24 protein-coding genes are annotated in these 26700 nt (G+C 40.0%); 16 read left to right on the top strand and 8 right to left on the bottom strand.

The window, feature by feature from the left end; genetic code table 11:
- Positions 1–8 precede the first annotated feature (8 nt).
- Positions 9–2684, top strand: a complete 2676-nt coding sequence (locus tag CH377_RS15255; protein ID WP_100724619.1) for a sensor histidine kinase — start codon at positions 9–11, stop codon at positions 2682–2684.
- Positions 2685–2694: 10 nt separating this feature from the next.
- Positions 2695–3366, top strand: a complete 672-nt coding sequence (locus CH377_RS15260; protein ID WP_100724620.1) for a response regulator — start codon at positions 2695–2697, stop codon at positions 3364–3366.
- On the opposite strand, the gene CH377_RS15265 is transcribed toward CH377_RS15260, so the two are convergent.
- The 3 genes from CH377_RS15265 to CH377_RS15275 form a co-directional block, all read right to left on the bottom strand.
- A complete protein-coding gene (locus CH377_RS15265) occupies positions 3363–5522 on the bottom strand; it encodes a cation:proton antiporter domain-containing protein (protein ID WP_100724621.1) in 2160 nt (719 codons plus the stop codon). The two genes, CH377_RS15260 and CH377_RS15265, sit on opposite strands and share 4 nt — an antisense overlap.
- 77 nt (positions 5523–5599) lie before the next feature.
- Entirely contained in the window at positions 5600–6388 is a 789-nt protein-coding gene (locus CH377_RS15270; RefSeq protein ID WP_243402078.1) for a penicillin-binding transpeptidase domain-containing protein, read from the bottom strand.
- Between the two features lie 68 nt (positions 6389–6456).
- Complete coding sequence (locus CH377_RS15275) at positions 6457–6963, bottom strand: hypothetical protein (RefSeq protein WP_100724622.1); 507 nt, start codon at positions 6961–6963, stop codon at positions 6457–6459.
- 194 nt (positions 6964–7157) lie between these two features.
- Between CH377_RS15275 and CH377_RS15280 the strand changes: the two genes are divergently transcribed.
- The 6 genes from CH377_RS15280 to CH377_RS15305 all read left to right on the top strand — a co-directional run bounded on the left by CH377_RS15280 (position 7158) and on the right by CH377_RS15305 (position 12327).
- On the top strand, positions 7158–8309 hold the full coding sequence (locus CH377_RS15280) for a DNA methyltransferase (RefSeq protein ID WP_207797640.1): 1152 nt from the start codon (positions 7158–7160) through the stop codon (positions 8307–8309).
- A 105-nt stretch (positions 8310–8414) separates the two neighbouring features.
- A complete protein-coding gene (gene flgG, locus CH377_RS15285) occupies positions 8415–9212 on the top strand; it encodes a flagellar basal-body rod protein FlgG (protein ID WP_008590869.1) in 798 nt (265 codons plus the stop codon).
- 80 nt (positions 9213–9292) lie between these two features.
- A complete protein-coding gene (gene flgA / locus CH377_RS15290) occupies positions 9293–10126 on the top strand; it encodes a flagellar basal body P-ring formation chaperone FlgA (RefSeq protein ID WP_244283715.1) in 834 nt (277 codons plus the stop codon).
- 1 nt (position 10127) lies between these two features.
- Positions 10128–10793 carry a flagellar basal body L-ring protein FlgH gene (locus tag CH377_RS15295; protein WP_100724624.1) on the top strand — a complete coding sequence of 222 codons (666 nt, stop codon included), beginning with the start codon at positions 10128–10130 and terminating at the stop codon, positions 10791–10793.
- Positions 10790–11857 carry a flagellar basal body P-ring protein FlgI gene (locus CH377_RS15300; RefSeq protein WP_100724625.1) on the top strand — a complete coding sequence of 356 codons (1068 nt, stop codon included), beginning with the start codon at positions 10790–10792 and terminating at the stop codon, positions 11855–11857. The genes CH377_RS15295 and CH377_RS15300 overlap by 4 nt, the downstream gene beginning before the upstream one ends.
- Complete coding sequence (locus CH377_RS15305; RefSeq protein ID WP_207797641.1) at positions 11854–12327, top strand: rod-binding protein; 474 nt, start codon at positions 11854–11856, stop codon at positions 12325–12327. The genes CH377_RS15300 and CH377_RS15305 overlap by 4 nt, the downstream gene beginning before the upstream one ends.
- On the opposite strand, the gene CH377_RS15310 is transcribed toward CH377_RS15305, so the two are convergent.
- Positions 12324–12905 carry a TetR/AcrR family transcriptional regulator gene (locus CH377_RS15310; RefSeq protein WP_100724648.1) on the bottom strand — a complete coding sequence of 194 codons (582 nt, stop codon included), beginning with the start codon at positions 12903–12905 and terminating at the stop codon, positions 12324–12326. The genes CH377_RS15305 and CH377_RS15310 overlap by 4 nt on opposite strands.
- Positions 12906–13089: 184 nt before the next feature.
- On the opposite strand from CH377_RS15310, the gene CH377_RS15315 reads away from it, so the two are divergent.
- The 6 genes from CH377_RS15315 to CH377_RS15345 all read left to right on the top strand — a co-directional run bounded on the left by CH377_RS15315 (position 13090) and on the right by CH377_RS15345 (position 18600).
- The gene (locus CH377_RS15315) at positions 13090–14694 is read left to right on the top strand and encodes an FAD-dependent monooxygenase (protein WP_100724627.1); all 1605 of its coding nucleotides are present in this window, start codon (positions 13090–13092) and stop codon (positions 14692–14694) included.
- Complete coding sequence (locus CH377_RS15320) at positions 14691–15794, top strand: VOC family protein (protein WP_100724628.1); 1104 nt, start codon at positions 14691–14693, stop codon at positions 15792–15794. Before CH377_RS15315 ends, CH377_RS15320 begins: the two co-directional genes overlap by 4 nt.
- A 9-nt stretch (positions 15795–15803) precedes the next feature.
- Positions 15804–16751 carry a fumarylacetoacetate hydrolase family protein gene (locus CH377_RS15325; RefSeq protein WP_100724629.1) on the top strand — a complete coding sequence of 316 codons (948 nt, stop codon included), beginning with the start codon at positions 15804–15806 and terminating at the stop codon, positions 16749–16751.
- A gap of 101 nt (positions 16752–16852) precedes the next feature.
- Positions 16853–17257 (top strand): DUF2721 domain-containing protein, encoded by a 405-nt coding sequence (locus tag CH377_RS15335; protein ID WP_100724630.1) that lies wholly within the window; start codon positions 16853–16855, stop codon positions 17255–17257.
- Between the two features lie 142 nt (positions 17258–17399).
- Positions 17400–17648: a hypothetical protein gene (locus CH377_RS15340; RefSeq protein WP_243402079.1), complete on the top strand. Its 249-nt coding sequence runs from the start codon at positions 17400–17402 to the stop codon at positions 17646–17648.
- A 1-nt stretch (position 17649) separates the two neighbouring features.
- Positions 17650–18600: a sensor histidine kinase gene (locus CH377_RS15345; protein WP_100724631.1), complete on the top strand. Its 951-nt coding sequence runs from the start codon at positions 17650–17652 to the stop codon at positions 18598–18600.
- Between the two features lie 34 nt (positions 18601–18634).
- Here the strand turns inward: CH377_RS15345 and CH377_RS15350 are convergent, their stop codons facing one another.
- From CH377_RS15350 to CH377_RS15365, 4 genes are read right to left on the bottom strand one after another with little or no spacing between them, the layout of a single operon-like run.
- A complete protein-coding gene (locus CH377_RS15350; RefSeq protein WP_100724632.1) occupies positions 18635–20887 on the bottom strand; it encodes a YhjD/YihY/BrkB family envelope integrity protein in 2253 nt (750 codons plus the stop codon).
- Positions 20884–21771 carry a class I SAM-dependent methyltransferase gene (locus tag CH377_RS15355; protein ID WP_165780491.1) on the bottom strand — a complete coding sequence of 296 codons (888 nt, stop codon included), beginning with the start codon at positions 21769–21771 and terminating at the stop codon, positions 20884–20886. Before CH377_RS15355 ends, CH377_RS15350 begins: the two co-directional genes overlap by 4 nt.
- Positions 21747–22382: a class I SAM-dependent methyltransferase gene (locus CH377_RS15360; RefSeq protein ID WP_100724634.1), complete on the bottom strand. Its 636-nt coding sequence runs from the start codon at positions 22380–22382 to the stop codon at positions 21747–21749. Before CH377_RS15360 ends, CH377_RS15355 begins: the two co-directional genes overlap by 25 nt.
- Positions 22369–23619: an ATP-grasp domain-containing protein gene (locus CH377_RS15365; protein WP_100724635.1), complete on the bottom strand. Its 1251-nt coding sequence runs from the start codon at positions 23617–23619 to the stop codon at positions 22369–22371. Before CH377_RS15365 ends, CH377_RS15360 begins: the two co-directional genes overlap by 14 nt.
- 478 nt (positions 23620–24097) lie before the next feature.
- Between CH377_RS15365 and CH377_RS15375 the strand changes: the two genes are divergently transcribed.
- Both CH377_RS15375 and CH377_RS15380 read left to right on the top strand, forming a co-directional pair.
- Positions 24098–24961, top strand: a complete 864-nt coding sequence (locus CH377_RS15375) for a flagellar hook-basal body protein (protein ID WP_100724637.1) — start codon at positions 24098–24100, stop codon at positions 24959–24961.
- Positions 24962–25351: 390 nt separating this feature from the next.
- On the top strand, positions 25352–26218 hold the full coding sequence (locus CH377_RS15380; RefSeq protein ID WP_100724638.1) for a DAPG hydrolase family protein: 867 nt from the start codon (positions 25352–25354) through the stop codon (positions 26216–26218).
- The last annotated feature ends 482 nt before the right edge of the window (positions 26219–26700 follow it).

A 26700-nucleotide genomic window follows, 5' to 3' on the forward strand; every position in this document is an offset into this window, starting at 1 on the left:
AGTTATAAGTGAGACCTGCAGAAGAAAATAGGCCTGATCCGGACGAATTGCTTTCTCGGATCGGAGGAGAAGGAACTAAGGCAAGAGGAAAATTGAAAATTTTCTTCGGTATGGCCGCAGGTGTCGGCAAAACTTTTGAAATGCTCCGAGATGCTCAAAAAGCAAAATCAGAAGGAATAGATGTTTGGATCGGTTATTTAGAAACTCATAATAGAAAAGAAACTGAGGCTCAGGCGGAAGGTCTTTCTACAATCCCCAGAAAAAGATCCAAATACAAGTCTGTCGATTTGGAAGAAATGGATCTGGATGCAATTCTAGAAAAAAAACCGGATCTGGTTCTGATTGATGAACTTGCTCATACGAATGTTCCAGGTTCTCGGCACCCTAAAAGATACCAGGATGTTTTAGAGATCTTGGACCAAGGGATAAACGTTTATTCCACTTTGAATGTACAACATTTAGAAAGTAGGGCGGGTATAGTGGAGGAAATTTCAGGAGCTCCAGTTTCGGAAAGAGTTCCCGATTCTATTTTAGAAATTGCGGATGAAGTGGAATTGATCGACCTGGTCCCGGATGATCTGATTAAACGCCTGAAAGAAGGTAAGGTTTATCCTTCTGATAAAGTTCCGCTGGCGCTTCATTCATTTTTTAAGATACCAAATCTGACTGCACTTAGGGAACTTTCTTTAAATTTCACTTCTAAACTGGTGGATCGAGAGCTTTCTCGTTTAGAACCAACCAAGAATTCCAAACTATCAGATAAAATTTTAGTAGCGGTCTCTTCTTCTCCGCAAGCAGCCAATTTGATACGTTATGCAAAACGAATCGCATTCGGATTAAAATGTCCTTGGGTTGCAGTGCATGTCGATGACGGAAATGTATTATCTCCGGAAGAGAAAGCTCTCCTGAGAGAAAACTTAGGTCTTGCTAGAGAGTTGGGTGCGGAGATACTAAATTTTTCCGATAGAGACCCGGTTCTCGGGATCGTCCGAGCAATCAATCGGGCCAAGGCGACTCATGTCGTAATAGGTAGAAGCGGCAAATCCAAACTTTCTAGGATTTTGAAAGGTGGTTCCTTTATAGATAAATTAAGCGAGCAGCCTGGAGATTTTCAAATACTTCTTGCTCCTACCGAAATTGCTAAAGAGAAACCTAAGTTCAGATTCGGATTTTTTACAAAAGGAACAAGATCCAAACCTATCCAATACTTTTTTTCTTTCCTCGCGTTGCTTGGGATCACTTCATTTAATCTTTTATTGAATATTTTTGCAGGTTATTGGTCTGTCGGGCTTATATATCTGTTTTTTATAATGTTTGTGTCTTTGTTTGCAGGAAGAGGCCCCGTTTTGGTGACCGCTTCTTTGAGCGCAATCTTTTGGAACTTTCTATTCATCCCGCCTAAATTCACTTTTTATATCGAAAAAGTAGAAGATTGGATGATGTTCGGAACTTATTTTATACTAGCTTTAGTATTAGGGGTCCTCACTACAAGATTAAGAGATCGTGAAGAAGCTCTTCAGACAGGAGAGGAAGCGCTCTCCGGTTTATATAGACTTTCAGTCGCATTGTCTAAAACTCATAGTATAGATGAAATTGCTTCCGTCGCGGTCGAAACGATAGGTAATACATTCCAATCTTCCGTTTTGATCTTACTTTCAGATCAGGATTCCTTACTTTCTAGTAATCCTCATCCTAAAAGTGGTTTTAAACCGGATATGAAAGAATCCGCCCTGGCTGCTTGGACTTTTCAAAATCGAAAACCATCCGGAAAAGATACGGATACCGTTCCAATGTCAAAAGGTTTATATCTTCCGTTACTCACTCCAGGTGGATGTTTTGGAGTGATTGGATTGGAGAGAGAGCATAAAGAGAGTTTGGAATTGGAAGAAGAGACTCTTTTATTTTCCATGCTAAATCAAATTGCGCTGGCTTTGGAGAGGATACAATTACTCGGAATTCGTGCAAACGCGAAGTTGGTGGAGGAATCCGAAAAGTTTTATTCTGCGTTATTTAATTCAGTCAGTCATGATTTTAGGACTCCTTTAACTGTAATCCGTGCCTCTTTAGATTTATTAGAAATAGGCGATGGAAAAAATGAAAAGGAGAAATCAGATTTATTTTCCGAGATCAGAATTGCCTATAAAAAGTTGGATCGATTAGTAGGAGACCTCCTGGATATGTCCAGGTTGGAATCCGGAAGATTGATGTTGGACCTTCAATGGGAAGATCCTATAGATCTGATTAATGAAACGGTCCGGATTGCTGAACATGAAAAAGGAGAGCATACATTGTCGGTTCAGTCGGACGAAAGTATGCCGCTCGTTCGAATGGACAGAAGATTGATGATCCAAGTATTGATCCATCTTTTGCAGAATGCATTTTTACATACTGTAAAAAATAGTAAAGTGATCGTAAGGGCAAGCGTGCCCAAAGATCATCTTCTGTTAACTGTAGAAGATAACGGGGTTGGAATTCCTCCGGGGCAAGAGGAAAAAATTTTCGAGAAGTTCACTAAAATTTCCGGTTCCATGCAAGGGACAGGCCTTGGACTTTCTATCTGCAAAGGTCTTGTAGAAGCACAAGGTGGGAAAATCTGGGCGGAGAACAGACAAGAAGGTGGAGCAAGGTTTTTGATCCGAATTCCCGTCCTTACTTTCCCTCCGTTGGAGGATTCGATTGTCTAGTCCAATCATTATGATTATAGATGATGAGATCCAGATCCGTCGATTGGTCCGAGTCGCTCTTGAAAAAGAGGGTTATAAAGTAGAAGAAGCGATCTCAGTTGATGATGCATTATCAAAAGTTTATATGGTTCGTCCAGATTCCATCATTTTGGATCTTGGTTTACCTGAAAAAGGTGGAGAAGAATTCTTAAAAAAGATCAGAGAGTCCGGTTCTAAGATCCCGGTATTAGTTTTAAGCGTTAGAGATTCCGAAAAAGATAAAATCTTTTTATTAGATAGTGGTGCGGACGATTATCTTACCAAACCTTTCGGAGTAGGAGAATTACTTGCAAGGATTAGAGTATTATTAAGGCACTCTTCTCCGGAAAAAACGGACGTTAAAGTAAAGATCGGACTTTTGGAATTGGATTTTGGGACCAGAAAAGTTTTGAAAGAAGGTAAAGAAGTCCGCCTTACACCTACCGAGTATTCGTTTCTAAAATTATTAGCCACTTACCCCGGAAAAATCGTGACTCAAACCCAAATCTTAAAAGAACTATGGGGTCCGAATCAGATGGCAGAATCAGGTTATTTAAGAGTGTATGTAAACCAGATCCGCAAAAAAATAGAAAGAGATCCGAGTAATCCTGAAATTCTGATCACTGAACCAGGGGTCGGATACTTTTTGAAAACGGACTCTTAATCTTTATAACGTACTAAGAAGAGTCCCGAACCGTCTGAAAGTTCCCAATTCCTAAATTCGGTCTCTTCTTCCCAGGTTTCTAAGTCGCAGATCACTAAGTCTGCTTCAGAAAGTATTTGCGGATTCTCTCCCTTTAGGATTATGATCTTTTCTTTTTTAAGAAGATTTCTTTCTTTTTGAGAAAATTGAGGTACTTTACCTCTTGGATCCCAAATGGAAAGTTTGGCTCCTATCTTTTTAGCCATTGCTAAAGCGAAACTTAATAGTTTTACATCTTTATCGGAATAAACTGCTAAGATAAAACGATCTAATTCCTTTAATTTTTCCGCGACTAAGATACCCGCGTTTGTTTCCGATTCGGAGAGAAGCGTTCTGATCTTACCGCCTAATACATCATCGCTGAATAAGGATTTGGCCCCTCCAGTCAGGAATATATTATAATTTCCTGATTGGATCGTTTTGAGTATATCTCTTGTGACATTGTCAGAAGGTTTATATAGAGTTTTCAGCTTGATCCCAAGTTCTTTAGAAAGTTTGAATAAAGGTTCGAAACTTTTTTTCTCGTATTTTTGAGCGGTTTTGCCTGAAATCCAGGAATCCGGAGTAAGGTGGAGCGCAGTCACTTCTTTTGATTTGTTTCCGTTTTGGAATAATCCAGAAGCAAGTCTTAATAGGTCTACACCTCTGGAATGTAATGCGAATGCGAGTAGTATACCTTCTTCTCTTTTGTCTTTTACAACTGAGAAAATTCTTTCTATTAAATTTAAACTCGGACCGGTCATATAAGTCGTGACCAATGCCATGAGCACCATCATAGAGAATATATGAGCGGATAATACGCCTATATCGTAACCAATATTGAGGACGATCAATTCCATGAGTCCTCTTGTGTTCATTAGCGCACCCAAGGATAAGGAATCTTTCCAGCTATTTCCGGAGGCTCGTGCAGCGATTGCACTTCCTGCAAATTTACCTACAATGGCAACCGTAAGCACCATTGCAAAGTCCCACCACAAATTACCTTGGTTCAATAATCCGATCTGTGTTCTGATTCCGGTTAACGCGAAGAATAAAGGAAGAAAAATAGCGGTACTTAAGTCTTCTACCTTTTCAGCAAGAAGTGTCCTAAGTTTGGGTTTGTCAGGCATAACAACGCCGGCTAAAAAAGCGCCAAACAATGCGTGTATTCCGATGGATTCAGTAATCCAAGCGGATGCGATCGGGAAAAGTAAAAACAGAGCCACTGCCATTTTGGTGAATGCTTCTCTGTTTGTGAAAATTCCTCCTGCTCTATGCATCGCAGGTTGTACAACCTTCCACATTATAATAACGTAAATGATTGCCAGGATTATGGTAAATAATGCGGCTAAAAGCCCTCCTGCTTGTACAAGAGCGATCACTACTGCAAGTAAACACCAAGCGGTTAAATCGTCTGAAGCAGCACAGGTAAGTGCAAGTCCGCCTAGTTTTGTTTTCGTAAGTCCTCTTTCCTGAACAATTCGAGCAAGAACAGGAAAGGCTGTAATACTCATGCCTATCCCCATAAACAAAGAGAAAGAGAGAAATGTTACCTCAGGAGGAGCTAATGTTTTATAAATAGAAAGTGCTAAGATCGCTCCGAGTAAGAAAGGAAGAAGAATGCTCGCATGAGAGATCAATATAGCAGAGTCTGCCTGGTTTCTGAGGAACTTTAGATCCAATTCCATTCCGACTACGAACATGAAGAATACCAAGCCGATCTGGCTTAATAGTTGTAAGGAACTTAAGGAAACTTTGGGAAATAAGAATTGATACTGTTCCGGGAATAATAACCCGAATAGGGATGGACCTAATAATATACCTGCAAGTATCTCCCCGACTACGAATGGTTGTCTTACAAGAACTGCAAGTTTACCCATTACTCGAGTAGCGGCTATTACGACCCCGATTTGTAATAATAGGAGTGGAAGAGGTTCATGGAAACCTTTCCAAAGTTTTGCCCCGGCTTTTTTCCAAACATCTATAGTATCTTCTGTGGGCTCGACCGAAGTAGAAGAACTTGCTTCGACGATAGCAACTTTACCTATTTCTAATGACTTGCCTTGTTTCGCTATGAATAGAAAGGCTCCTAAAGAAAATACTAATAGGGTAATGTAGAAAATTGCGTTTCGTTTCATCCTTAGAATCAGAAACCCTCGGAATGTTGGAGTTCCTCCATACTACAAAAATGGAAAGAATGAGAAAAGAATAATACTTAGTTTGAAGAAGAGAAATATTTTTCCCAAAACCCTTTTTCTCTCAGATATTCCATGCCAAACTTTGCAGCCTCTAAGGGAGAAAGGGTTTCGGATTCACTCTCTATCCTAGATAAAAATAAATAAGATCGTTTTGGGTCTTTCCAAAAGAACCAATACCAAGAGACTGATCTTCCTTGGGCATATCCTGTTGCAGAATCAGAGTAAAAACCGGAGTAGTTCCCAAAGTGCCCATCTAATCTATGGATGCCTGTTGGATTTTTGATTTCTCCCGGATTTCTTTCCAGCCCTTCTAATACCGAGTTTAGGTTTTTCTTTCTAACCTCTAACTCTCCGTTGAATAATTTCCATAAGAATAAATAGAATTCTTCGGCTGTCCAAGAATATCCTCCATCCATCCAAAAGGATCTAGAAGGTTCGAATGGAACGGATGTAGGAAGTCCAACAGAAGATAACCAGGTCCTAAGTTTAGTAGTGCCGGTATCCGTCCAGATTTTCTGAAAATACCAAACTGTGGAACTTTCTAAAGAAGACTTCAGGTTCTGTTCCTTTTGCCATCTGATATATGGAAATTTGGTTTTGTCCCAAGGGAAATATCCATGAGGATCTTTTAATGTTCCTAATTCCAATGCCGCCAGAGCAAGCACAGGTTGAAATACATACATAGATGGAGAACTTTTTTTGCAGTTATCTTCTCCCACTTTTAAAAGTGTACCTTCTTCCATTTCCGCCAGGAATAAGCAGACTTTTCTGTCGGAGAGATTGAGTTCTTCCTTTTGTATGGCCAAAGATTCCGTCCCTGTTTTTACAGAGCAGGAGAGAAGAAGGACCACAAAAGAAAAACGGAATATTTGCCTTATGAAAACCATGCGTAAATCGTAAGATAAATAACGAAAAGTGAAAGTGGGATGTAGAACATCAGGAAAATTTTTCCGATCCTTCTCCAATCCGTAACCGTATATTTTTTTACGAACTCGATCATTTGCTCCTGATCCATGGAGTATAACTCACTCGAATCATTCCAGCCGAAGATATTTCCTGCGAGTCTGCCTATTATTTCTTCTTTATAGGCTTGTATGATTTCCCAGGCTTCTTCTTTTTCAGCGTGGTTAGCCGAGAGAAGTTGCAGAAAAACTTTAGGGACCAAGAAAACTCTTCCAATCATTAAACTGGAAACTCTTGTAAATAATCCTAAAAAGAACATTGCTGAGAAGAGTGGATTTTCTCTTTTGAACCAGAATACGATTCCAAGACTTATCACGTAAGCTCCGTATCCAATATATATTCCTGCGAGTTCGAATCTCCGATTCGTTTTTTTCTCTTTTAAAAATTCTTCGTAAAGATGGGAGGATGCTACTTTCATTCTCTTGGCGATCCGAGCTTGGACTTATCTAAAATTCCGGATCTGAATGCTACGATTTTTGGATTCGGCAGGGAGACAAGTATTTCTGATCTCACTTCCGCCATTCCTCTCTTATGTCTCAGGCAAGATTATAAAAAGCAAAACTGAAAATCGCACCTTCTTCCGAAAATAAGAAAAAAGAAAAGGCGGAACGGATGAGCGGCGCAGTTCGTAAAAAAGAAAGAAAGATACTCACCGGTGAATTTTGGACATCTAAACAAAGGCAGTCTCATCCAATCCATTATGTGGTTAGTTACAGAGCTTCCTTTAAGCCTGAATTGCCCGCCTTCTTCATTGGAAAATATTTAGAGAATCGAAAAGGGATAGTATTCGATCCTTTCGGTGGAAGAGGGACCACTGCGGTCCAAGCAAACTTAGAAGGTTATGCTGCTATCCATAATGATATCAGTCCAATGTCCTTATTTTTGGCGAAGTCCAGACAAACTGTACCTTCTATCGAAAAACTGGAAAGGGCGCTTGATTCTCTCAATCTGAACTCCAAGATCCGGGAAGAAAAAGAAGACGAGGGTCTTTTACATTTTTATCATAAAGATACTTTAAAAGAGATCAAGAACCTTAAAAAGATCCTTTCTGATTCGGATTCTCCTGAACTTAGATATTTGGGTCTAACTGCATTATCCAGGCTTCACGGCCATAGTAACGGATTCTTTTCTGTCTATAGTTTTCCTCAGATCTCTATTCCTCCTTCGGCTCAAAAAAGAAATAATGAGAAAAGAGGAGTTGTCCCTGATTATAGAGAGATCAAGCCAAGGATCCTTCAGAAGATGAGAAGGGATCTGAAAGAATTACTTACTCCTTTTTATCATGAGTTTTCCTCCAGAAACGAATACACCAATCATTCTTCCTTAGATCTTTTTGGTTTAGAAGATGATTCAGTGGATCTCGTAGTGACCAGCCCTCCATTTTTGGACAAGGTAAATTACGAAGAGGACAATTGGCTTCGATATTGGTTTCTAGATATAGAACTGGAGAAGGACCAGAAACCAAGTATATTCGCAACTCTTGCCGGTTGGTGTGAATTTATCCAAGGAACTTTGTCGGAACTTTCTAGAGTGGTAAAACCCGGTGGAACGGTGGTCATGGAAGTGGGAGAAGTTCGAAAAGGTAAAACAGTCTTCAATCTGGATGAATACGTAATCAAATGTGCGGAATCTACGGGACTTGTCTGGGAAAATACGTACATCAATGACCAGAAGTTCACGAAACTTGCAAATTGTTGGAATGTTTCGAATAATGAGAAGGGAACCAACTCCAACCGCTGTGTGGTTTTCCGTAACCTGAAGTAGAAGCGCACTTCCGAAAAACCGGTATTTTGTCTCAAAAATCCCTAATATCCCCTGTGGATTTTTTGGGAATGGCCGATAGGTTAAGGGATCGAGGTATAAACTCAAATGATGCGTTCCCTTTGGACTGCCGCGACCGGAATGATCGCTCAGCAATTTCATATAGATACAATTTCCAACAACTTGGCAAACGTGAATACCACCGGTTTTAAAAAGAACCGTGCGGATTTTGAGGACTTAGTTTACCAACATATGGTTTTGGCAGGAACACCTGCTACTTCCGTGAGTGAAATCCCCACAGGTGTGAATGTGGGTCACGGGGTGAGGGCGGCTGCTTCTCAGAAATTATTCGAGATCGGTTCCTTTCAGGCGACCGGTAATAAGTTGGACCTTGCGATCACAAGCGAGATGGGATTTTTCAAGATCCAAATGCCTGATGGCAGTTTTGCATTCACTCGTGACGGTTCTTATAAGATTGATTCAAACCAACAAGTAGTAACATCTAACGGTTATTTGTTGGAGCCACCTCTTATTCTTCCTGAGGGAGCGATCCTAAATACTCTAATGATCTCCGAGCAGGGAGAAGTTACGGTAAAGATCGGAGCGGATATCCGTCCTACCGTGATCGGTCAGGTGGAACTTTATCGTTTCGTGAACCCTGCGGGTCTTCAGGCAATCGGTAAAAACTTATTCCAAGAGACTGTTGCTTCCGGCCCTGAAATTCCTGGGACTCCTGGTATGGAAGGTTTCGGAAACGTACTTCAGGGATTCTTGGAGATGTCTAACGTAAAAATCGTAGAAGAGATGGTGAATATGATCGTGGCTCAAAGAGCTTACGAATCTAACTCTAAAGCTATCCAGACTTCGGATAACATGTTATCTACTGCGATCGGACTTAAACGTTAATTAGTATGAGTTTCCGCTTTTACATTTCGTTCTGTATCTTAACCGGACTATCCTTTTCCGGTTTAGTAAAGATAGAAGGAATGGAGGCGGTATACCTGCGTGGAAAACTTCTGACCCAAAAGAAAGAAGTCCTACTCTCCGAGATCGCTAAACTTCCAGACGGGATGAAAGATAAGGTTGTATTAAGAAACTTGAATTCTCCTGTTGTCATTCGTCCAGAAAACTTAAAAGAAGTTCTGGCTGGAATCCCGGTTTCTGGAAAAGAAACATTAGTATTACCTTTGGATTCTGAATTAGATCCGGAAGACTTAGAAGAAAGTCTAAAAAAAGAAGTTTCTAAACTTCCTCAAGATAAAGAAGGGGATTTTAAAATTTCCTATATAGGCGGAGAAAGGTTTGTTCCAAGCCAAGGTGTGGAGCTGAAATGGGCGGGACTTCCTCAAGTCATTCATCCTGGACAAATCGTTGCTTCATTAGATTTTTATTTCGAGAGCAGAAAGGTCCATACTCAAAGGATCAAATTTAAATTAGAAAGAAGAACGAACGCGCTTTTCGCCAAAAAAGAGATCCGCAAGGGACAAAAGTTACAAGCAGAAGATCTGGAAGAAAGAACCGTTTATATGGAAGAATCTTTTACGGACGGGATTTCCGGTAAGGATATCGGTTCCACTGCACTTAAGGATCTACAGATAGGGGAACTTCTCCGTAAAAAACAATTTAGGTTCTTATTCGATGTGCAAAGAGGCGGGGACGTAAATCTTGTTTATACCAAGGGAAATCTGGTAGTAAAGTCCAAGACAAAAGCATTAAGTTCCGGTAATATTGGAGAGATCGTGGACGTTTCTTCTCATTCGAAAGAAGGGAAAATTTCCGCAAGAGTAGTGGAGAAGGGTACAGTCCTTTTAGAGAATTGATATGATCCGTAGTTTAAAATTTATACTTCCACTTTTATTTTTATCCGGAATGATCGCTCTATTCGCTCAAGATCTATCCCAATGGCAGGATAAAAATCCTTACTCCAGAAGCCAAAATCTGAAAGTAGGAACTACTATATTCGTAAAATTGAAAGATGGTTTTACTGCGGAGTTCGAGATTGAATCTACTGCAGATGAAAATATAACTATCAAGGCCGTTCCCGATAAAAAAGTGATCCCTGATAATCCTGCTTATAATACGGACCGTACAATCGTTCGTAAGAATAAAGGTAAGATCAAATCATTAGGTAAACTGAAAGGGAATCTGACAGCTGTAGTTACTGCGATAGATACAAATACAGGCCTTTTGACATTACAAGGACAACGCTCTTCTACTTATAATGGAGAACCTTCTCAAGTTCTTTTGACCGGAAGATTATCCCCGGAGTTTATTTCCAGAGACAATTCTGTAGATGCGGATCGGATTGCAGATTTGCAAATCCAGTTTACAGGAAGAATTGAACCTAAAAATTTACAACCTCCTATCACTTTAAAAACGATCAATAATCCTGATGGGACCGTAACCGTTAAGGCGGAACTTTCAGAAGAAGAAAAACAAAGATATATTCTGGAACAGTTGAATCGTTTATTGGGAGAGTCTAAATGAAAAGAGTAGTTTTACTTTTTATAATATTCTCCTTATCACTTTCCGGAGCAGAAGTTCGTTTAAAGGACCTTGCTAAGATAGAAGGGATCAGGGATAATCAAATCACCGGTTATGGTATCGTGGTTGGACTGCCTGGTACTGGAGATTCTAAAACTCCAATGACTACTGAGAGTATGAAAAATTACCTCAAGAACCTGGGAGTGGATGCGAATCTAAAGCCGGAACAAACTAAAAACATAGCATCCGTATTAATTACTGCTAATATTCCTTCTTATGCTAGAAAAGGGGATAGATTGGATGTGACCGTTTCTTCTATAGGAGACGCAAAGTCATTGGAGGGAGGGGTACTTCTTCAGTCTCCTTTAAAAACCGCAAATGATAAAATTTATGCGGTAGCAAGCGGAGTTATCTCCTTTGGCGGAAAAGAAAACAGCGCAGGCGGACTTGGAAGAGCTTCCAAAAAGACTGTGGGGATAGTTCACGCAGGTGCAATTGTAGAAGCCGAATTAAAAGAAGATTTCTTTTCCAACCAGAGAGTGGTAATTCGATTGAATAGCCAAGACTTCTCATTAATGAATAACGTAATCAATCGTATCAAAGAAACTGTTCCGGAAAAATTCGGGTTAAAAGCTGAATCCATCCAGGCTTTAACACCATCCGAGATCGTGATAGAAGTTGGTGCTGGATTCTCTGCTAAATCTCCAGGGCTTCTTAACCTTCTTTCTGATCTGGAAAACATCACTGTAGAATCGAATCCTAGAGCAAAAGTGGTGATTAACGAAAGATCCGGAGTCATCGTAATGGGCGGAAATATCACAATTGACGAGGTTGCGGTTGCTAGATCGGGCCTTAGTCTTTCCGTTGCAGATAAGAATAGAAGACCTACAAGGTTGAGCGGAGAAAAACCACCTACTAAAGAATCTTTCGTGATAGAAGAGGCCACTCAAGTCTCCGATGTGGTGGAAGCATTGAACAAAGTAGGAGCTTCTACAAAAGATATTATAGCAATTTTAGAAGCATTGAAGGCAGCAGGTGCACTTCATGCAGAATTGGAGATACAATAATGATAGATAAAATTCAAGACTATCGATCTAAATTGGATCTTACGGAAAGGCCGGAAGTTCAAAGACTTTTACGCGAGGAAAAAAACGTAAAGCCTGGTCAAAGTTTTCCGGACCAATTAAGAGAAGAATTTAATAATACTTTATCCGGAAAAGTTTCCTCTTCTGAAGTGAGAATGCCTCATAATATTAAGGAAGAAATCGCTGCCGATCCATATCGCAAAAAGTTATTTGATGCTTCCGGCGAATTTGAATCCATCTTCGTAAAGATGATGTTGAAAGAAATGAAATCCACAGTTCATAAATCCGGACTCATCGATGGTGGATACGCGGAAGAAATTTTCGAAGATATGCTCTATGACGAATATTCAAAGAATCTTTCCGCAAATTCATCTTTGGGACTGGCTGAACAGATTTATCAATCTTTGTCTTCTAATCTTCCACCGATCTCTAAACTAGATTCTAAAATTTAATTTCCTTCTTTTTCCCAGGCTCTGAGAAATCCTTTTGTGGAAAGATTTTTTGCAGCCTGAGGACTTACCCCGAAACTTTTTAATACCAGAGTCATCATTTCTCGATCGTGTGAAACATCTTTTGCACGGCCTTCTAAAATATTACGGATTCCATAGTGTAATGCTCCTACAAATAAGCCCAAAGCGGATTCTTCTGATTCGATTTGGAATTTTCCAGATTTGATTCCATTCTTTAAATCGTTTATAGGATAACTTAATAATAAATCGCTCATTCTAGGAGCGACTGCTGCGATTCTGATCAAAGCCCAGGCCCAATCGAAATCCTTTCTAGCTTTTTTAAAGAATAGAATACCTGCAAGAGCCATTCTTTCTGCCGGATCTTTTAGATCCTTCATACCAATTTCTATTTCTTCTGCAAGACCTTCGATCAATGCAAGTGAGGAAGCTTCGAGTAATTCTTCCTTGGTTTTGAAATAATTGTAGAAGGTTCCGTTTGCGACCTCCGCCTCTGCGCTTACTTCTGCTATTGAAGTTTCTGCTGCGTCTTTCTGAGCAAACAGACGCAATGCTGCTTTCATGATTTGAGCGCGGGTTCTTTCCCGTTTAGGGAGTAGCTTCTTTTTCGGAACGGAAGGCATTCTATGAATGTATACGAGCCCGACTCTCTTTTCGCAATTACATTTTTGAGAGACCTCTCAAAAATGTAATTGACCTTTATTTTAAATTTTGATCTAGTCCTCATTTATGAGGAATTCATGAAAAATGAGATATATCTCATATTTTTCTCAATCGGAAAAGCCTAATGTAGTGATCGTTGGGGCAGGGCCAGTTGGGGTCCTTACTGCCAATTTGCTGGGTATGTATGAAATTCCCACCCTTGTGATCGATCAAAATCCGGGGATTTTAGAGATCCCGAGAGCGATTTCTTTGGACCAAGATGCTTTAAGAATTTTGCAAGCGATCGGGTTGGAAGAAGAAGCAGCCCGTACTATGCCCGCAATTTCCGGAGTGCAGATGGTTTCTCCTTTGGGAGGACCAATTGCAAAGATCAATTCATCCGGTTCTCTTGATGGGCATCCAAGGCTTGTATCTATTTACCAACCATCTTTGGAAAGAATACTAAGGAAAGGTTTGGAGAGATTTGATCAGGTGAGTCTTTGGTCAGAATGTATTTATTTAGATCATAAGGAATACGATTCGGAAATTGTAATCAGAGTAAAATGTAAAGAGTTAGAGTATAGGATCAGCACGGGATTTTTACTCGGTTGTGACGGAGCTCATAGTTCTGTACGAACCAAACAAGGTTGGAAACTACAAGGATCTTCGTACAAGGAAGATTGGTTGATTCTAGATGTAGCAAATCTAGGTAAAGTTTGGGATACGGTTGAATTTTTATGTGATCCTAAACGGCCGATCGCTCATGTTCCAGGTCCAAACGGTTCTCAAAGGTGGGAGTTCCTACTAAAGAAAGGTGAAACCAAGGAAGAAATGGAGAAGCCTGGAAAAGTGGCCGAACTGATGAAACCTTGGGGAGATATTTCCTCTATGAACGTGGAAAGAACCGCGGTGTACAGATTCCAGGCTAAAACCGCCGACTGTATGGGAAAGGGAAGAGTTTATCTTTTAGGAGACGCCGCCCATCTAACTCCTCCTTTTGCCGGTCAGGGATTGGTAAGTGGAATGAGGGATACATTTAATCTAGGATGGAAGATCTCTTCCGTTCTGAAAGGTTCGGCCTCTTATAAAATTCTTTCAAGTTATCATATAGAAAGAAAAGCACATGCAAAAAAGATGATACGATTGGCCGTATTTTTGGGATCTATCATCATGACCCGGAATAAAGCGATCGCGCTCGTCCGAGATTTTATCTTTAAAATATTATATTATTCTCCTTTCCGCCCTTTTCTTTCCGATCTGCGGATTAAACCGGATAACTCATTCAAAAAAGGTCTCTTTTTAATGAAAGGTAAATCAAAAAAATATAATATTGTGCCCGGGGCTTCGTTTCCTCAATTTCCGGTAAAATTGCCCGAAGGACAAATCGTGTTTTCAGACCTTCTTTTAGGCAAGGATATGATCCTTATAGGTTATGGTAAACATCCTCTTTCAGTATTGCATTCAGAATCCAAAGAAAGATGGGAAATGATCGGTGGAAAATATTGTTTTCTCACAAGTCAGCAACAATTGTCGGAGAATTATTCCGCAGATGCGGAAGATATTACTTCTTCCTTTTCTCATTATTTCGGCGGAAGGGATCGGTTTGTTATCGTTCGTCCGGATCGAATCATTGCTGCTACATTCAATTCAGAAGAAGCAAACAATACGATCCTAAAATATTTGGATATTCACCAAGGAAAATCGCCATGAAACAAATTCCGTCCGCATGTCCCGTTCGTTCCGATCGCCCCTTAAGCAAGGCTGCAGACATCGCCTATATACGGTTAGGCCGGGAAAATTTGGAATCTGCCTCCGAATACTATCAAGATTTCGGATTGGATATAGTGGAGAAAAAAGAAGACCGGATTTTGTTTCGTGGAAATAGCTCCGATCTTCCCTGTTGGTCCTTGGAAAAGGCCGACAGGGATTTTTTAATCGGTCTAGGAATATATCTACATTCTTCGGAAGATTTTGAAAGACTGAAAACCATTCCTGGTGCAGAATTTCTACAAAACGGACGTATCAATTCTATTCCGTGTGTGACTCTTTTTGATCCTTCTGGACTTCCCGTGGATGTAATGTATGTACCGGAGGAAAAAAACAAAAATCCAATCGATCCTACGGAAGAACTTTGGAATTATCCGGGAGAATCTCGTAGAGCTAATCTCCCAAGGCCTTGCGAATCGAGGCCTTCTAAGATTAACAGATTAGGACATGCGGTTTTTCTAAAACAGGAATTTCTAAAGAATGCTTCTTGGTACTGCGATACTTTCGGAATGATTCCCTCCGATATTCAAATCCTTCCGGAATCCAAGGAGCCTGTAATCGTTTTTTTAAGATTCGATCGAGGGGAAATTCTATCAGATCACCATTCGATTGTGATTGCTTCAGGGATCACGGATAGTTTAGAACATTGCGCCTTCGAATTGAAAGATTTGGATGAGGTAGCAACGGGAAGAGAATGGCTTTTAGGAAAAGGATACCATTCCAGTTGGGGAATCGGAAGGCATTTACTAGGTAGCCAGATCTTTGATTATCATAGGGATCCTGCCGGTATGTTAGTAGAACATTATGCTGACGGAGATAAGTTCGATAACTCTGTTCCTACCGGGATTCATTTAATAAATCGAAAAAGTTTGTATCAGTGGGGAGAAAATATGCCCAAAGATTTTTTGGACACTAAACTTTCTCTTCAAAAATTATTGGAGTTATGGAAAGGAATTATTTCAGGAAGGCGAATCTCCATACCTATTCTCATAGAATTGAAGAAGGTCGCGGAAATTTCTCCTAGAACTTGGATTAAATATTAAGGAAATCTTATGGCAAAAAATTTTGTACGTTTCAAGAAGAATGATGGGATCGATTGGGGAGAATGGAAACAAGGAAAAGTTTTTCCTTTAGGTGCGGGAGAATTAAATACCAGAGAATTTTTGGAATATTCCAAAAGTAATCCATCTTCAAGTTCTAAATTTTATTCTCCGGAAGAATTGGAGATTCTTTCTCCGATCACGGCACCTTGCCAAGTGGTTTGCCAAGGTGCGAATTATAGACAACATCTAATTGAATCCGGATTGGATCCTGACGAAAAAAATTATATTCTATTCTTCAGTAAGTCCGATGCATCTTTGACTTCTCCTATAGGAAAAGTTATCCGTCCGAAACAAGTCCAACTATTGGATTACGAAATTGAATTGGGTCTTGTTTTTGGAAAATCCATTCAAGAACCTTGGAGTAAAAACTCGGGAGAAGTTTCCGAATACGTTGCTGCTTTCTTTATGGCTAATGATGTATCTGCAAGAGATATACAACTTCCTCAATTACAATGGTACAAAGGAAAATCTTATCGTACATTTTTGCCTGCGGGTCCGGTGCTTGCCGTTTTAGAGCCTGGAGATTTTCAGCTATGGAAAAGTTTGGAATTAACTTTGCTTGTGAATGATCGAGTGAGACAACATGACACTGCAGCGGATCTGGTTTTTAATCCAGAAGAGAGTATCCGAGAATTATCTCATTTTTGTAATATAGAACCGGGGGATGTACTTCTTACGGGAACTCCTTCCGGCTGTGCATTGAGAGCTCCTGGGAAACTTTTGCAAAAGATTGCAGCACTTCTGCCGGAAAAAAAGAAATGGGAATTATTCGTAAAAGGGCAACTAAAACGATCTGAATATCTTCAACCAGGAGATAAGATTCGTTCCTTTATTCGTAGTGCAGATCGAAGAATCGATTTAGGAGATCAGATTCTTAGAGTGGAGCAGGAACCATAGCTGGCCCAAAGGAAAAATTCGGGATCTTCCTGCATAAATATTTTCCGAAACTATTCGCAATATTTTTGACTAAGGCCTCCGTCACCTAACGATTGGAGGCTATGGATACTTTGAGTTATAATGCTCCCGGGATTCTTTTCCCGGCGATATCACTTCTCATGCTAGCGTTTACAAATCGGTTTTTGGGTTTAAGCTCTCTTACTAGACAATTATTAGATAAATATAGGGAATCCGAGGATCCGAATATCGAGGCCCAAGTTCGAAATCTTGTAATACGAATTTCCCATATCCGATTTTCTCAGACGTTTGGTATTTTAAGTATGACATTCTGTACCGCATCGATCTTATTCATTGCGATTTGGAATATCGGAGCTTGGATCTGTTTCGGGCTTTCCTTATTTTCGATGCTCACTTCGCTGGTATTTTCTTTATTAGAGATCCGACTTTCCGTGCGAGCCTTAGAATTGGAAATACATGCGGTATTTTCATGGGATTCGTCCCGTTAAAATTTTAGCCTGTTTTTTCGTTCGTTATAGATTAGTGAAGGAAATATTTTTCGGACTAAGGTTTGTTGAAAACTGAATTGACTTCGCCGTTTTGGTGATACACAATCCTGTTTCTGTTTGCATGATACAAATCAGCGAGATTTTGAATCTTATTTTCGATTCTATCGGTTTAATTGCGATAGTCGCTCTTTATCGAATCGGACTTATTCCTAAGTATAAATATCTGTTTTACGGGTTTTTAAACGTTTGGTTCAGCAGTCTTTTTACGGTTTTGGAAGGATTCTTTTGGCCTGTATTTCTGAATTTTCTGGAACATTTCACTTTCTTATTATCCGGAGCCTTCTTTCTATTCGGGATAAGCGTTTATTTCTTAAAAAGGCAGGAAATCTGAAATGAACGTTATATCTACAATGAGTTTAGCGACTTTTTTCTTATATGCGGCTTCTTTAACTATATTGATCAAAAGTATATTAAAAAATCGTATTATGTTTGGGCCCGGAATATTTGCTGCAGCAGCTCTTTTAACGGGTTTTTTCGTATGTGTTTCCAATTTTTTGGAACACTCAGGTATCAGCGATATTTTGGATGATTACGAGGGTTTTGCTAAGGACCTTTTCGTGATGTTCCTTTTGATTTTCTTATACGTGGACTCCATGCATAGAGAACAGACAAAAAGAGAGAAGGACCAAAAAAGAATACAAAATGAACTTAGAGAAAAAGCGTTACTACTTACCGAGATTCATCATAGGGTAAATAATAATCTACAAATAGTTTCGAGTCTTCTTTCCATGCAAAGAGCGAATAAGGAAGATGAAAATATTTCGGAAGCGCTAAGGATTGCACAAAATCGGATCCAATCTATAGCAAAGATCCATCAAATTATCTATGATTCTAATAATCTTTTGCAAATCGGGGCAGATTCTATTTTAGATCCGGTAATTCAGAATCTGGAAAATACTTATAAAAGTAAATCCGGCAAAATTTCAGTTAATATAGAAATCGATAAGAATATCAAATTGGATCCGGACACAGCGATGCCTCTTGGCCTGATCCTGAATGAACTCGTTACAAACTCTTTGAAACATGCATTTTGTGAAGGTGAAAACGGTGAAATTTCAGTTCGATTAGAACAAGATGATAAAAATTTAATATTGCTCGTTTCCGATTCAGGGAAAGGAATCGAAGGTCCAGCCAACCAAACAGAAGGGATCGGGATGAAACTTGTGGAAAGTTTAGTTCTGCAGATAAGGGGAAGTGTACTTGTGGATTCTAAAGAAGGGATGTCTGTAAGGATTGTGGTTCCTAAGGAAGGAAAACCCAGCGTAGTATTTACTCTTCCTTAGGAAATTTTAAATGTTTCTGATCTGTTAGCTATATTTAATCTATCAGATCTCTAAAACTAATCGCATCCAGATCTTTTTGTAGAGAAGTTTCTGCTTTATCCATTTTTTCCCGAACCTTGTCCGGATATACATGAAAGGAGGGATCTTCCTTTAAAAGCGGTTCGGGTATCCTGCGATAAAAATCTCCGAGAGTCAAATCTTCACCGGAAACCACAGGTAACCAGGCTCCTCCTTCATTTGTTTCCACCAAAAGTCCTACTTCGGATAATGTTTTAGTAAGCCTTGGGATTTCTTCCGAATGAAGTCCCGATTTGATTGCAAGATCCCCGTTTCGAGGAGCTATCTTACTTTCTTTTTGAACAGAGTAGACCGCTTTTAAAACTCCGATTAACTTTCTGAATTCGTAACTAAAAGAAGTATGATGTTCTTCTATTAATTGGAAAGGCGCGTAGTACCTTTCCGGATACTGTACGCAGGCCGTAACTTCTGCTCCGAATAGAACAATCAACGATAATGAATAAACTCCTATTAGGAAGATAGGAATCGAGGCGAGTGCCTTATATACGATCATTGTGGTTTCGGAGAAGGATGTGATATACACCTGAAATCCATATAAGAAGATCAAAAAGATCACGCTTGTAAAACCTGCTCCCCAGGCAGATGCCCTGATCGGGACTTTTGTGTTCGGGATCAACGTGAATAATGCCAAGAAAAATAGCCAGATCCCTATTAGAGGAAAGAAGAATTTTAGAATATTATAAGGTGAGAATACTGATTCTCCTCCTTGTAGGATGATTGTCTCGTATTTGACATCCTTATATTCCGAGAGACTGATTTTTCTGTATTCACCTATATTCAATAGTCTGAATCTTCCATTCTCACTTCTGTCCAATAATCCGGAGGCGAATACTTTACCTTTTGCAGGGATATAAAAAGTATTCCAATGTTCTCCTCCGTCTATGGAGACTAAAATATTACCAAGAGCATCTAAAAGGAAGATGTCAGCGGATTCTTCGTTTTCTATAGACCAGACTTTAGTAAATGTATATCGTTTATGACTGAGATTTTTCCAGGAATAACCACCGTCTTCCGTTTTGAAAACGGAACCTCTTTCTCCTGTTACAAAAAATTCTCCGGGCCGGATACGATGGATATCTTTTAAGCCGTGACCTGTGATCTTGGTTGCGTTCCATGTATAACCACCGTCTTCACTTTTCCAAACATTTCCGTCTTCATCTACGATGTAGCCCAGATAAGGTTCCGGAAAATAAACACGATTCGCTCGGATTTTAAGTACATTTGTGAATACCGGTTTGTAACTTCTTCCCTGAGTGAAAAAATGTAGGACTTCTCCGTTGGAAAAAATTAGATAAAAATTCCCTTCGTTGATATATTCAAAATCTTTAAAATTAGAATTATCAAAGAAGATAGCATTCCATACTGAGCCATCTATAGGTTTGGAAAGGAATAATCCTTTTTCGGAAAGCGCATATACTTTTCCGTCTTTAACGGAAACTCTGACAAAATTTTCTTTGGAGATATCAGGCTTTTCGCAGAAGTCTACACGAACTCCGAACGTGTCCAAGCAGCGGATATTTTTAAGATCAATGTCCTTCTCATCCAAATAGTAATCTTTTTTAAGGCCGGAATCCATTCGGAAAAGTGTACCATTCTCACCTGCGATCCAGATATGATTTTCCGGATCCTTGTCCATGCTCAGATAATGAGAAGGACGGAACACATCGGTTACTTTTTTGGCTAGATTATCTCCGATCACGAGAAGTAGGGGGCCGATAGAAAGAACAAAAAAGTAAAATACGAATTCTTGTAGAACGGATCTTTTTTCTTCTATCCTCCAGATGGAGTTAAAGGAATTTTCTAAGGATCTTAATACGGTAGTTGCAGAGAATACTAAAAGAATAAAACCGATTGCGCCGATCTGTCTAGCAGCATCGATCAATTCTCCCAGGGTATCCAAGTAGGGATTAATATCTAAATTGATATTACTGACTAGAAAAAATGCATTAATTTTATCGAATATTTCTTCCTTACGATTGTCCAGCCCAGAAGTGATTGTCAAAAGAGAAAGTGCCACAACAAGCATTGGGATCAAGGAGACGATTGTAGTATAAGAAATACCCGAAGCTTTGATAAGGCATTCGTCTTTGACAAAACGATATGCGGACGCAGCCAAAACTCGGACTGTAAAGTTCAGTTTTCTTCCTAAACCTGCGTCCGGAATATAATCAAAAAATCTACTATACTTTGTATTCGGATGAGAATTCATTTCTTAATCGCGTAATGCACCATGGAAGAAGTGAGTGGTATTCCTTTTTTGGAAAGTTTACTTTTGAAATGGTAGAAAGAGATCCGAAACCATTTCAAATAATCCTTCCAGCTTGAAAAACTTCCCCTTGATTTTAAAAGTTTAGCGGAAAGAGGGAAGTCCACTCCGAGGTAAGTAATCTGTCTTTCGAATCCTCTTATGGCAAGAATTTTCCGAAGAATTTTTGCAGAATAATAATACGCATGGCCTGGAAGATAATAGTGATAATTTTTGCCTGCTTCGATTGCCTGCCAGGCATCAAAATTTGCAGTCTGTATGAGAAGTAATCCTCCGGGCTTTAGGACCCTTGTAAGTTTATTGAATACTTCCTTTGGATTTTCTAAATGTTCTATGACTTCGATGAGTGTGATCACATCAAAAAAATTTTCAGGAAGATCTGCGTCTAAGAATTGACCTTGCCAAACCTTAAAACCTCTCTCTTCGGCTTGTTTGGAGGAGAAGGGGGAAATTTCCACACCATATGGCACAAAACCTTTTTCTTTAGCGCATTCTAAAAAGCCGCCGAAAGAACAGCCAATATCTAAGAAGTTTCCCGAGGATTTGAATTTGGAAATATTTTTTAAACGAGCAAACCAAACATACCGATCGAATTTTTCGGTCTGTCTTTCGTCTCTATAGGTAAATCCTTTATCACCCGTATAATATTCTTCCGTATATAATGATTCTGGTTCTGGCCTTGGAAATTGAGCTTGGAATCCGCAAGTTTTACAAATTTGGATAGAAAGGTCGAAATTACCGAATTCGGATCTGTATAAAGGTTCCCAATTGCAGTCCCCATTAAGAGGACATTCTTCATAGATTACTTTTGGGCGAGAAAGATCCAATGACAAATCCTCTCATCCAATTTTCCTAATGGAGTTCTCTCCGTATAACCGATTTCAAAAGAAGAAAAATCCTTTAGAAGAGCCTGTACGTTTTCTTTGGAATAAAACCATGTCGCACCACCTGCAAGATCCGCAGTTCCTATTTTACCTTTTTCTGCTTTGAGATGAGTATCACCTTCCGCTCTTACAGAAGCAGCAAGATAGCCACCTTTTTTTAGAATACGAAAAGTATCGTCTAACATGGATTTTGCGAGATCCGGAGAATTATAATGTAGGACTCCCCAGCTTACAATAAGATCAAATTTTTCATCAGTAAAGGGATAAGGGGGAGAATTCAGAAGAAAAGTTTGCACCCAAGGATAAGATTCTTTAACGGACTGAACAGAATTCTCGCTGTAATCCGCAGCATAAACTTCATATCCAAAATCCTTTAAGAGAACACAATGCCTTCCTGAACCAGTTCCAAAATCCAACGCTTTGGGAGAAGGAGAAGAGGGTGGGAACTTAGAGATCATTCTGACCAAGTTTTCATCAGGATAAGAAAGTTTTGCTTTAGGTCTGGTATAATGAGTTTCCCAAACTTCTTTGGAAGGATGATCAGCGGGCTTCATATTCCGCCTTCAAACGATTTTTAACGGAACCATTCCATTCTTCTTCAGAGGAAGACCCTTTCGATCTTAAACAGAGAACTCTTGTCCTTGTTTCGTTTCCCAAAGAAGTGTCCAGTTTAGAACCGGGTTCTTTTAAATTTTGGTTCAGAAGAATTGTTTCGCCATAACCTGTGGGAAAATTTTCCCAGGATTTTAGAACGGAAACACCTCGAGGCGGAATATCAAAACGAACTTGAGATTTTAGTTTTTTAGGAATTTCTAAACTAGAAGGAGGGGGAATAATCGGTTCTCCCACTAAAAGTTTAACTAAATTAGTGAAATAATCGTAACCGGAATAACCAGGTACAAGAACATCGGCCAGATATTCTCCGCCAACTTCCGGAGCGGCTTCAATCAATACAAGATCCCCGTTTTCATCCGATCTAAATTCAGCTACAAAAGGGCAGTTTTTCAGACCGGTTGCCTTGACGATCGCTCTGCATAACATCTTGATCTCACCTTCTAATTCCGATTTAGGGAAAGGAAGTCTATGAGCAGCTTCTAAAAAAGGAGGAAAAGAAGAAGTTTCCTTCAAAGAAATATTCACAAGATGAAAATCAGATTCATCCACTAATCCCAAAACAGTATATTCAGGACCTGGAATATATTCTTCTAAAAGCCAGGTTTCCGGATGAGGAGAATTAGCTGTGGTTTTTGCCTTAGGTTGTTTTTTGGGGGATAATACATTAGAAAGTGATTTCAGATCTGAATCGGATTCAACAAGTTGGATGCCTGACTTACCACTACCTTGGCTGGGTTTTAAGATCCAAGGATATGGAAAAGATTTTGACTTTGCTTTGATCTCAGAAGCTGGGATCTCTCTTGGGACCCTGATCCCTTTCGGGGCCAAGGTCTCCTTCAAAATTTGTTTATCAGAAAATTTTAATACAGATTCTGTACTTGCATATTTCAGCTTTAATTTTTCTGCAAGATAAGCTGTGCTATAAGTTGCTTTGCCAAAGGATCTTGTTCCGACCCCTATGATTGGGGTGGGGAGAGGATTTTCGGCGACGGCTCTTAAGATCCTTCTATATTCGAAGGTAGATTCAATGATCCGCAGGCTCGCCATGGCGAAACCTGGAGCCCTATCGTTTTTGTCTACTGCGGCAACTTCTAAGCCGAGGGCTCTCGCTGCAGAGATTAAGGGTACCTGGTTTTTGCCGGCTCCTAAGGAGAGAAAATACCCTTTTTTCTTCATCCTCTGGATAGATAGTGCTCAGAACAAGAGATGTCAAAGGTTTTTTGGGAATGAGACAAAATCCCCCTTATTTGTAGGAACTCCAACAGGTTTGTGGAAACCGGCCCCCGCCCCGGTTTGGGTGGAGGAGGAGGGCCCGTGGGAGGTTGCTTCCACGCTCTATATCAGAAAATTTTCAAATTATCAACTCAAGTTCGCGCATATTTGGGATGGAATGTAGATTCTGGATTCTGTGTTGGCCTAATTTAGAATGAAATTTCTGAATCACTGTTCCGCCAGGGATGCGAAGGGCTTGTCCCACCGAAGGTGGGATGAGGCGGGCTCGCCGAATCCGTAGCAGCCCGGTCCCGCCCGACGGGCGGGAGGCGGCCAAGCTCATTGGGTAGGAACTCCTTCTTATTTTTTCTTTTTATGTCTTCAAAAGCGTAATGGGATTTTTGAAAAACTCCGATCCTTAAAATGAGAAGGAGAAAGTAGAATGTTAAGAGGAATGTACACCGGATCCAACGGGATGATCGTACAACAGACGCGCATGGACGTGATCTCTAACAATCTTGCGAACGTGGATAAGACCGCATTCAAAAGGGACACAACGTTGTTCAAAACTTTCCCTGAACTTTTGATCCATCGATTTAGTGAAGATGGTGTTGGCAAGGTTCCGATGGGCTCGTTCGACACTGCTCCAGTGGTCGGCAAACTTGGATTAGGTGCCGAGGTAAATGAAATTTATACAAGATTCGAACAAGGTGCTGTGAAGAAGACAGACAATCCTTTCGACATGATGTTGCAAGATAGGCCTGGTACGGAACATCCTGCTTTTTTCAGTATTTTGACAAATAGAGGGGAAAGGCTTTCTCGTTCCGGTGCATTCGTTTTGGATACGAATGGTTATCTGGTAACTCCTCAAGGCTTTCCTCTAATGGGCGAGAATGGTCCGATCAAAGTTGCTCGGGGTAATTTTTTAGTTAGAGAGAATGGAGAAGTTTGGATTAACGGTGAGATCGGTAACGATCCTCGCAATTCTACGGGTACGGATAAAAATAAATTTGAAACTCCTGTTCTTTTAGATCGTATTAAGATCCGCACTGTGGAAAATCCTCGTCACTTAGATAAAGAAGGGGACTCTTTCTATAATGATACTCCTGAGTCAGGCGAACCAAGACCTTTTCTTTTGGAAGAAGAACCGAATCTTCTACAAGGTTATTTGGAAGCTTCTAATGTAAGTGTCGTGACTGAAATGGTGGAAATGATCGAAGTTAACCGCTCTTACGAGGCGAATCAGAAAACTGTTCAGACTCAAGATCAGATGTTAGGTAAACTTCTGAACGATGTTCTGAGATAAGGATCCCTTCCTCTCAATCCGAACCGCTCCTTCTCCCGCGCTCTCGGATTGACAGCAAAAGTAGTTTTTAGAACTCTATGGTTTCCTTCAGCGAAGTTACGAATACCATCCTATCAGTTTGTCGATTTCCGGCTTTCTATCCTTTAAGATAGCTAATGCTTTTTTGATCGTTTTAGAACATTCTTCTTTTGGAACTCCGAAGATTATGATTCCGATTTCTAAGGCAAATATTAAGGGAGAATATTTGTAATTGGACCAAGTTTCCGCAAAAACTGCCGCTTCATTAAAAACGTTTTCCGATATCGCGAGAAGTATCTCTTCCTTCTAAAACTAGATCGTGGTCTAAAATATAGATTGACGCTTTATGGAAACTAGATCTTGATCTAGTTTATGAAGCCTGTTACTTACTTTCCGATTCCCACCCAATACCAGTTTGCAAAAAACCAAAAGTTGATCGCAGATAAAGAATATCGGCATTATTTTAACGGAGATCTTAGGTTGCCGGACGATATTATTCCCTTACTTGGTAGCCCGATGAATTCTTTCGATGCCTTACAACCCGATCCTAAGAGTTTGAATTCGTTACTCGATCCTGGATATCATTCTGTTGAAAATGGATATTGTGAATTATCAGACGGGACTGCTTATGTAACCAGCCTCGTGGATTTTCCGGGATGCACTGGAGACATGTATAAATGGTGGTTCTGGTGGCATTCCGTTGAATCGGCTCGGTATACACTTTGGTATCCGCACAATCATGTCTCTGCTCGTCCAGTAAATCGTGAAGTTCTGACTCGACCCGGTCTACTTCCCGAACAACGTTATATCGGAAATACACATAATATAGACGAATATATCGGTCCCGATCTTGTTAAGATTGCGATCAGATTTCTTGATCCTTCCGAACTCGGTTTTGATACGAGTCGGTTCGAAGCTGCTGGGATTGTCGGACACGCTTGCGCTCGTGTGAGCTTCAGATTTCCTCGCCTAGAAGCAGTTACGATGATTCACTTGGCACGAAAGACGGAGAGAGGAATAGAGCAAAGGAGCCGATATTGGATCGGACACAATACAAAGCTTCGTATCTTCGGTGCCTCTATTCCATTAGATAATATTGCAGCGAAACTAGGGATTAAAAGAAGAATGGGAGGTGAGAGAATTGCATACGAGCAGTTCCTTCATGATCAGATCGAATTCAATCATCTCTCGACTATACTTCCCGGTATATATTCAGAATTCGGAAGCAGAGAAATATAATTTTAGAAAAGTATGAATTGGGCGAGCGAGTAAAATTTCAAAACTTAGAGCATCGCATTCTCTAAGTCGACTTTTATCAAAGTATAATCCAACGTACCTCATCTATGTCCGCGTATCCCATCGGGGGTATAAGAGAAGAACTCATTAGACCTCCTAACGTTCCCCCAAATGGTTACTTCGCTTAACGAATCTCCTCCTTAAGGGCTGGCTTTTACGAGTCCTTGGTAAAATTTTTAGTACCCGCCACTGAAAAAAATCGACAGATTCCCTATTTTTTTGGGAACGTCCGTTCCAGGACATGTTTTTCAAATATTCGGCAAAGAATTTTGCAAAAGCGTGTTTTTCATGCGGATTTAGTAATAAAAAATCCGTTTGGTACGGCGGGTTTGTCCGCCTGAAAACGTATAATTGTCATAATCAACTTAGGTGAAGTGAATTTCGGAGGAATTGTTGGAATGAAAAGGGGTTTTGAATTCGGTAAA

Source organism: Leptospira haakeii (assembly GCF_002812045.1).
Taxonomy (GTDB): Bacteria; Spirochaetota; Leptospiria; order Leptospirales; family Leptospiraceae; genus Leptospira_B; species Leptospira_B haakeii.

What these genes read in the sequence shown, in the direction of transcription:
- CH377_RS15380 (WP_100724638.1), top strand. Translation starts at nt 25,352, where the DNA reads ATGAAGCCTGTTACTTACTTTCCGATTCCCACCCAATACCAGTTTGCA.
- CH377_RS15320 (WP_100724628.1), top strand. Translation starts at nt 14,691, where the DNA reads ATGAAACAAATTCCGTCCGCATGTCCCGTTCGTTCCGATCGCCCCTTA.
- CH377_RS15325 (WP_100724629.1), top strand. Translation starts at nt 15,804, where the DNA reads ATGGCAAAAAATTTTGTACGTTTCAAGAAGAATGATGGGATCGATTGG.
- CH377_RS15335 (WP_100724630.1), top strand. Translation starts at nt 16,853, where the DNA reads ATGGATACTTTGAGTTATAATGCTCCCGGGATTCTTTTCCCGGCGATA.
- flgG (WP_008590869.1), top strand. Translation starts at nt 8,415, where the DNA reads ATGATGCGTTCCCTTTGGACTGCCGCGACCGGAATGATCGCTCAGCAA.
- CH377_RS15300 (WP_100724625.1), top strand. Translation starts at nt 10,790, where the DNA reads ATGAAAAGAGTAGTTTTACTTTTTATAATATTCTCCTTATCACTTTCC.
- CH377_RS15315 (WP_100724627.1), top strand. Translation starts at nt 13,090, where the DNA reads ATGAGATATATCTCATATTTTTCTCAATCGGAAAAGCCTAATGTAGTG.
- CH377_RS15295 (WP_100724624.1), top strand. Translation starts at nt 10,128, where the DNA reads ATGATCCGTAGTTTAAAATTTATACTTCCACTTTTATTTTTATCCGGA.
- CH377_RS15310 (WP_100724648.1), bottom strand. Translation starts at nt 12,905, where the DNA reads ATGAAAGCAGCATTGCGTCTGTTTGCTCAGAAAGACGCAGCAGAAACT.
- CH377_RS15375 (WP_100724637.1), top strand. Translation starts at nt 24,098, where the DNA reads ATGTTAAGAGGAATGTACACCGGATCCAACGGGATGATCGTACAACAG.
- CH377_RS15260 (WP_100724620.1), top strand. Translation starts at nt 2,695, where the DNA reads ATGATTATAGATGATGAGATCCAGATCCGTCGATTGGTCCGAGTCGCT.
- flgA (WP_244283715.1), top strand. Translation starts at nt 9,293, where the DNA reads ATGGAGGCGGTATACCTGCGTGGAAAACTTCTGACCCAAAAGAAAGAA.
- CH377_RS15345 (WP_100724631.1), top strand. Translation starts at nt 17,650, where the DNA reads ATGAACGTTATATCTACAATGAGTTTAGCGACTTTTTTCTTATATGCG.
- CH377_RS15275 (WP_100724622.1), bottom strand. Translation starts at nt 6,963, where the DNA reads ATGAAAGTAGCATCCTCCCATCTTTACGAAGAATTTTTAAAAGAGAAA.
- CH377_RS15280 (WP_207797640.1), top strand. Translation starts at nt 7,158, where the DNA reads ATGAGCGGCGCAGTTCGTAAAAAAGAAAGAAAGATACTCACCGGTGAA.
- CH377_RS15360 (WP_100724634.1), bottom strand. Translation starts at nt 22,382, where the DNA reads ATGAAGCCCGCTGATCATCCTTCCAAAGAAGTTTGGGAAACTCATTAT.
- CH377_RS15350 (WP_100724632.1), bottom strand. Translation starts at nt 20,887, where the DNA reads ATGAATTCTCATCCGAATACAAAGTATAGTAGATTTTTTGATTATATT.
- CH377_RS15365 (WP_100724635.1), bottom strand. Translation starts at nt 23,619, where the DNA reads ATGAAGAAAAAAGGGTATTTTCTCTCCTTAGGAGCCGGCAAAAACCAG.
- CH377_RS15265 (WP_100724621.1), bottom strand. Translation starts at nt 5,522, where the DNA reads ATGAAACGAAACGCAATTTTCTACATTACCCTATTAGTATTTTCTTTA.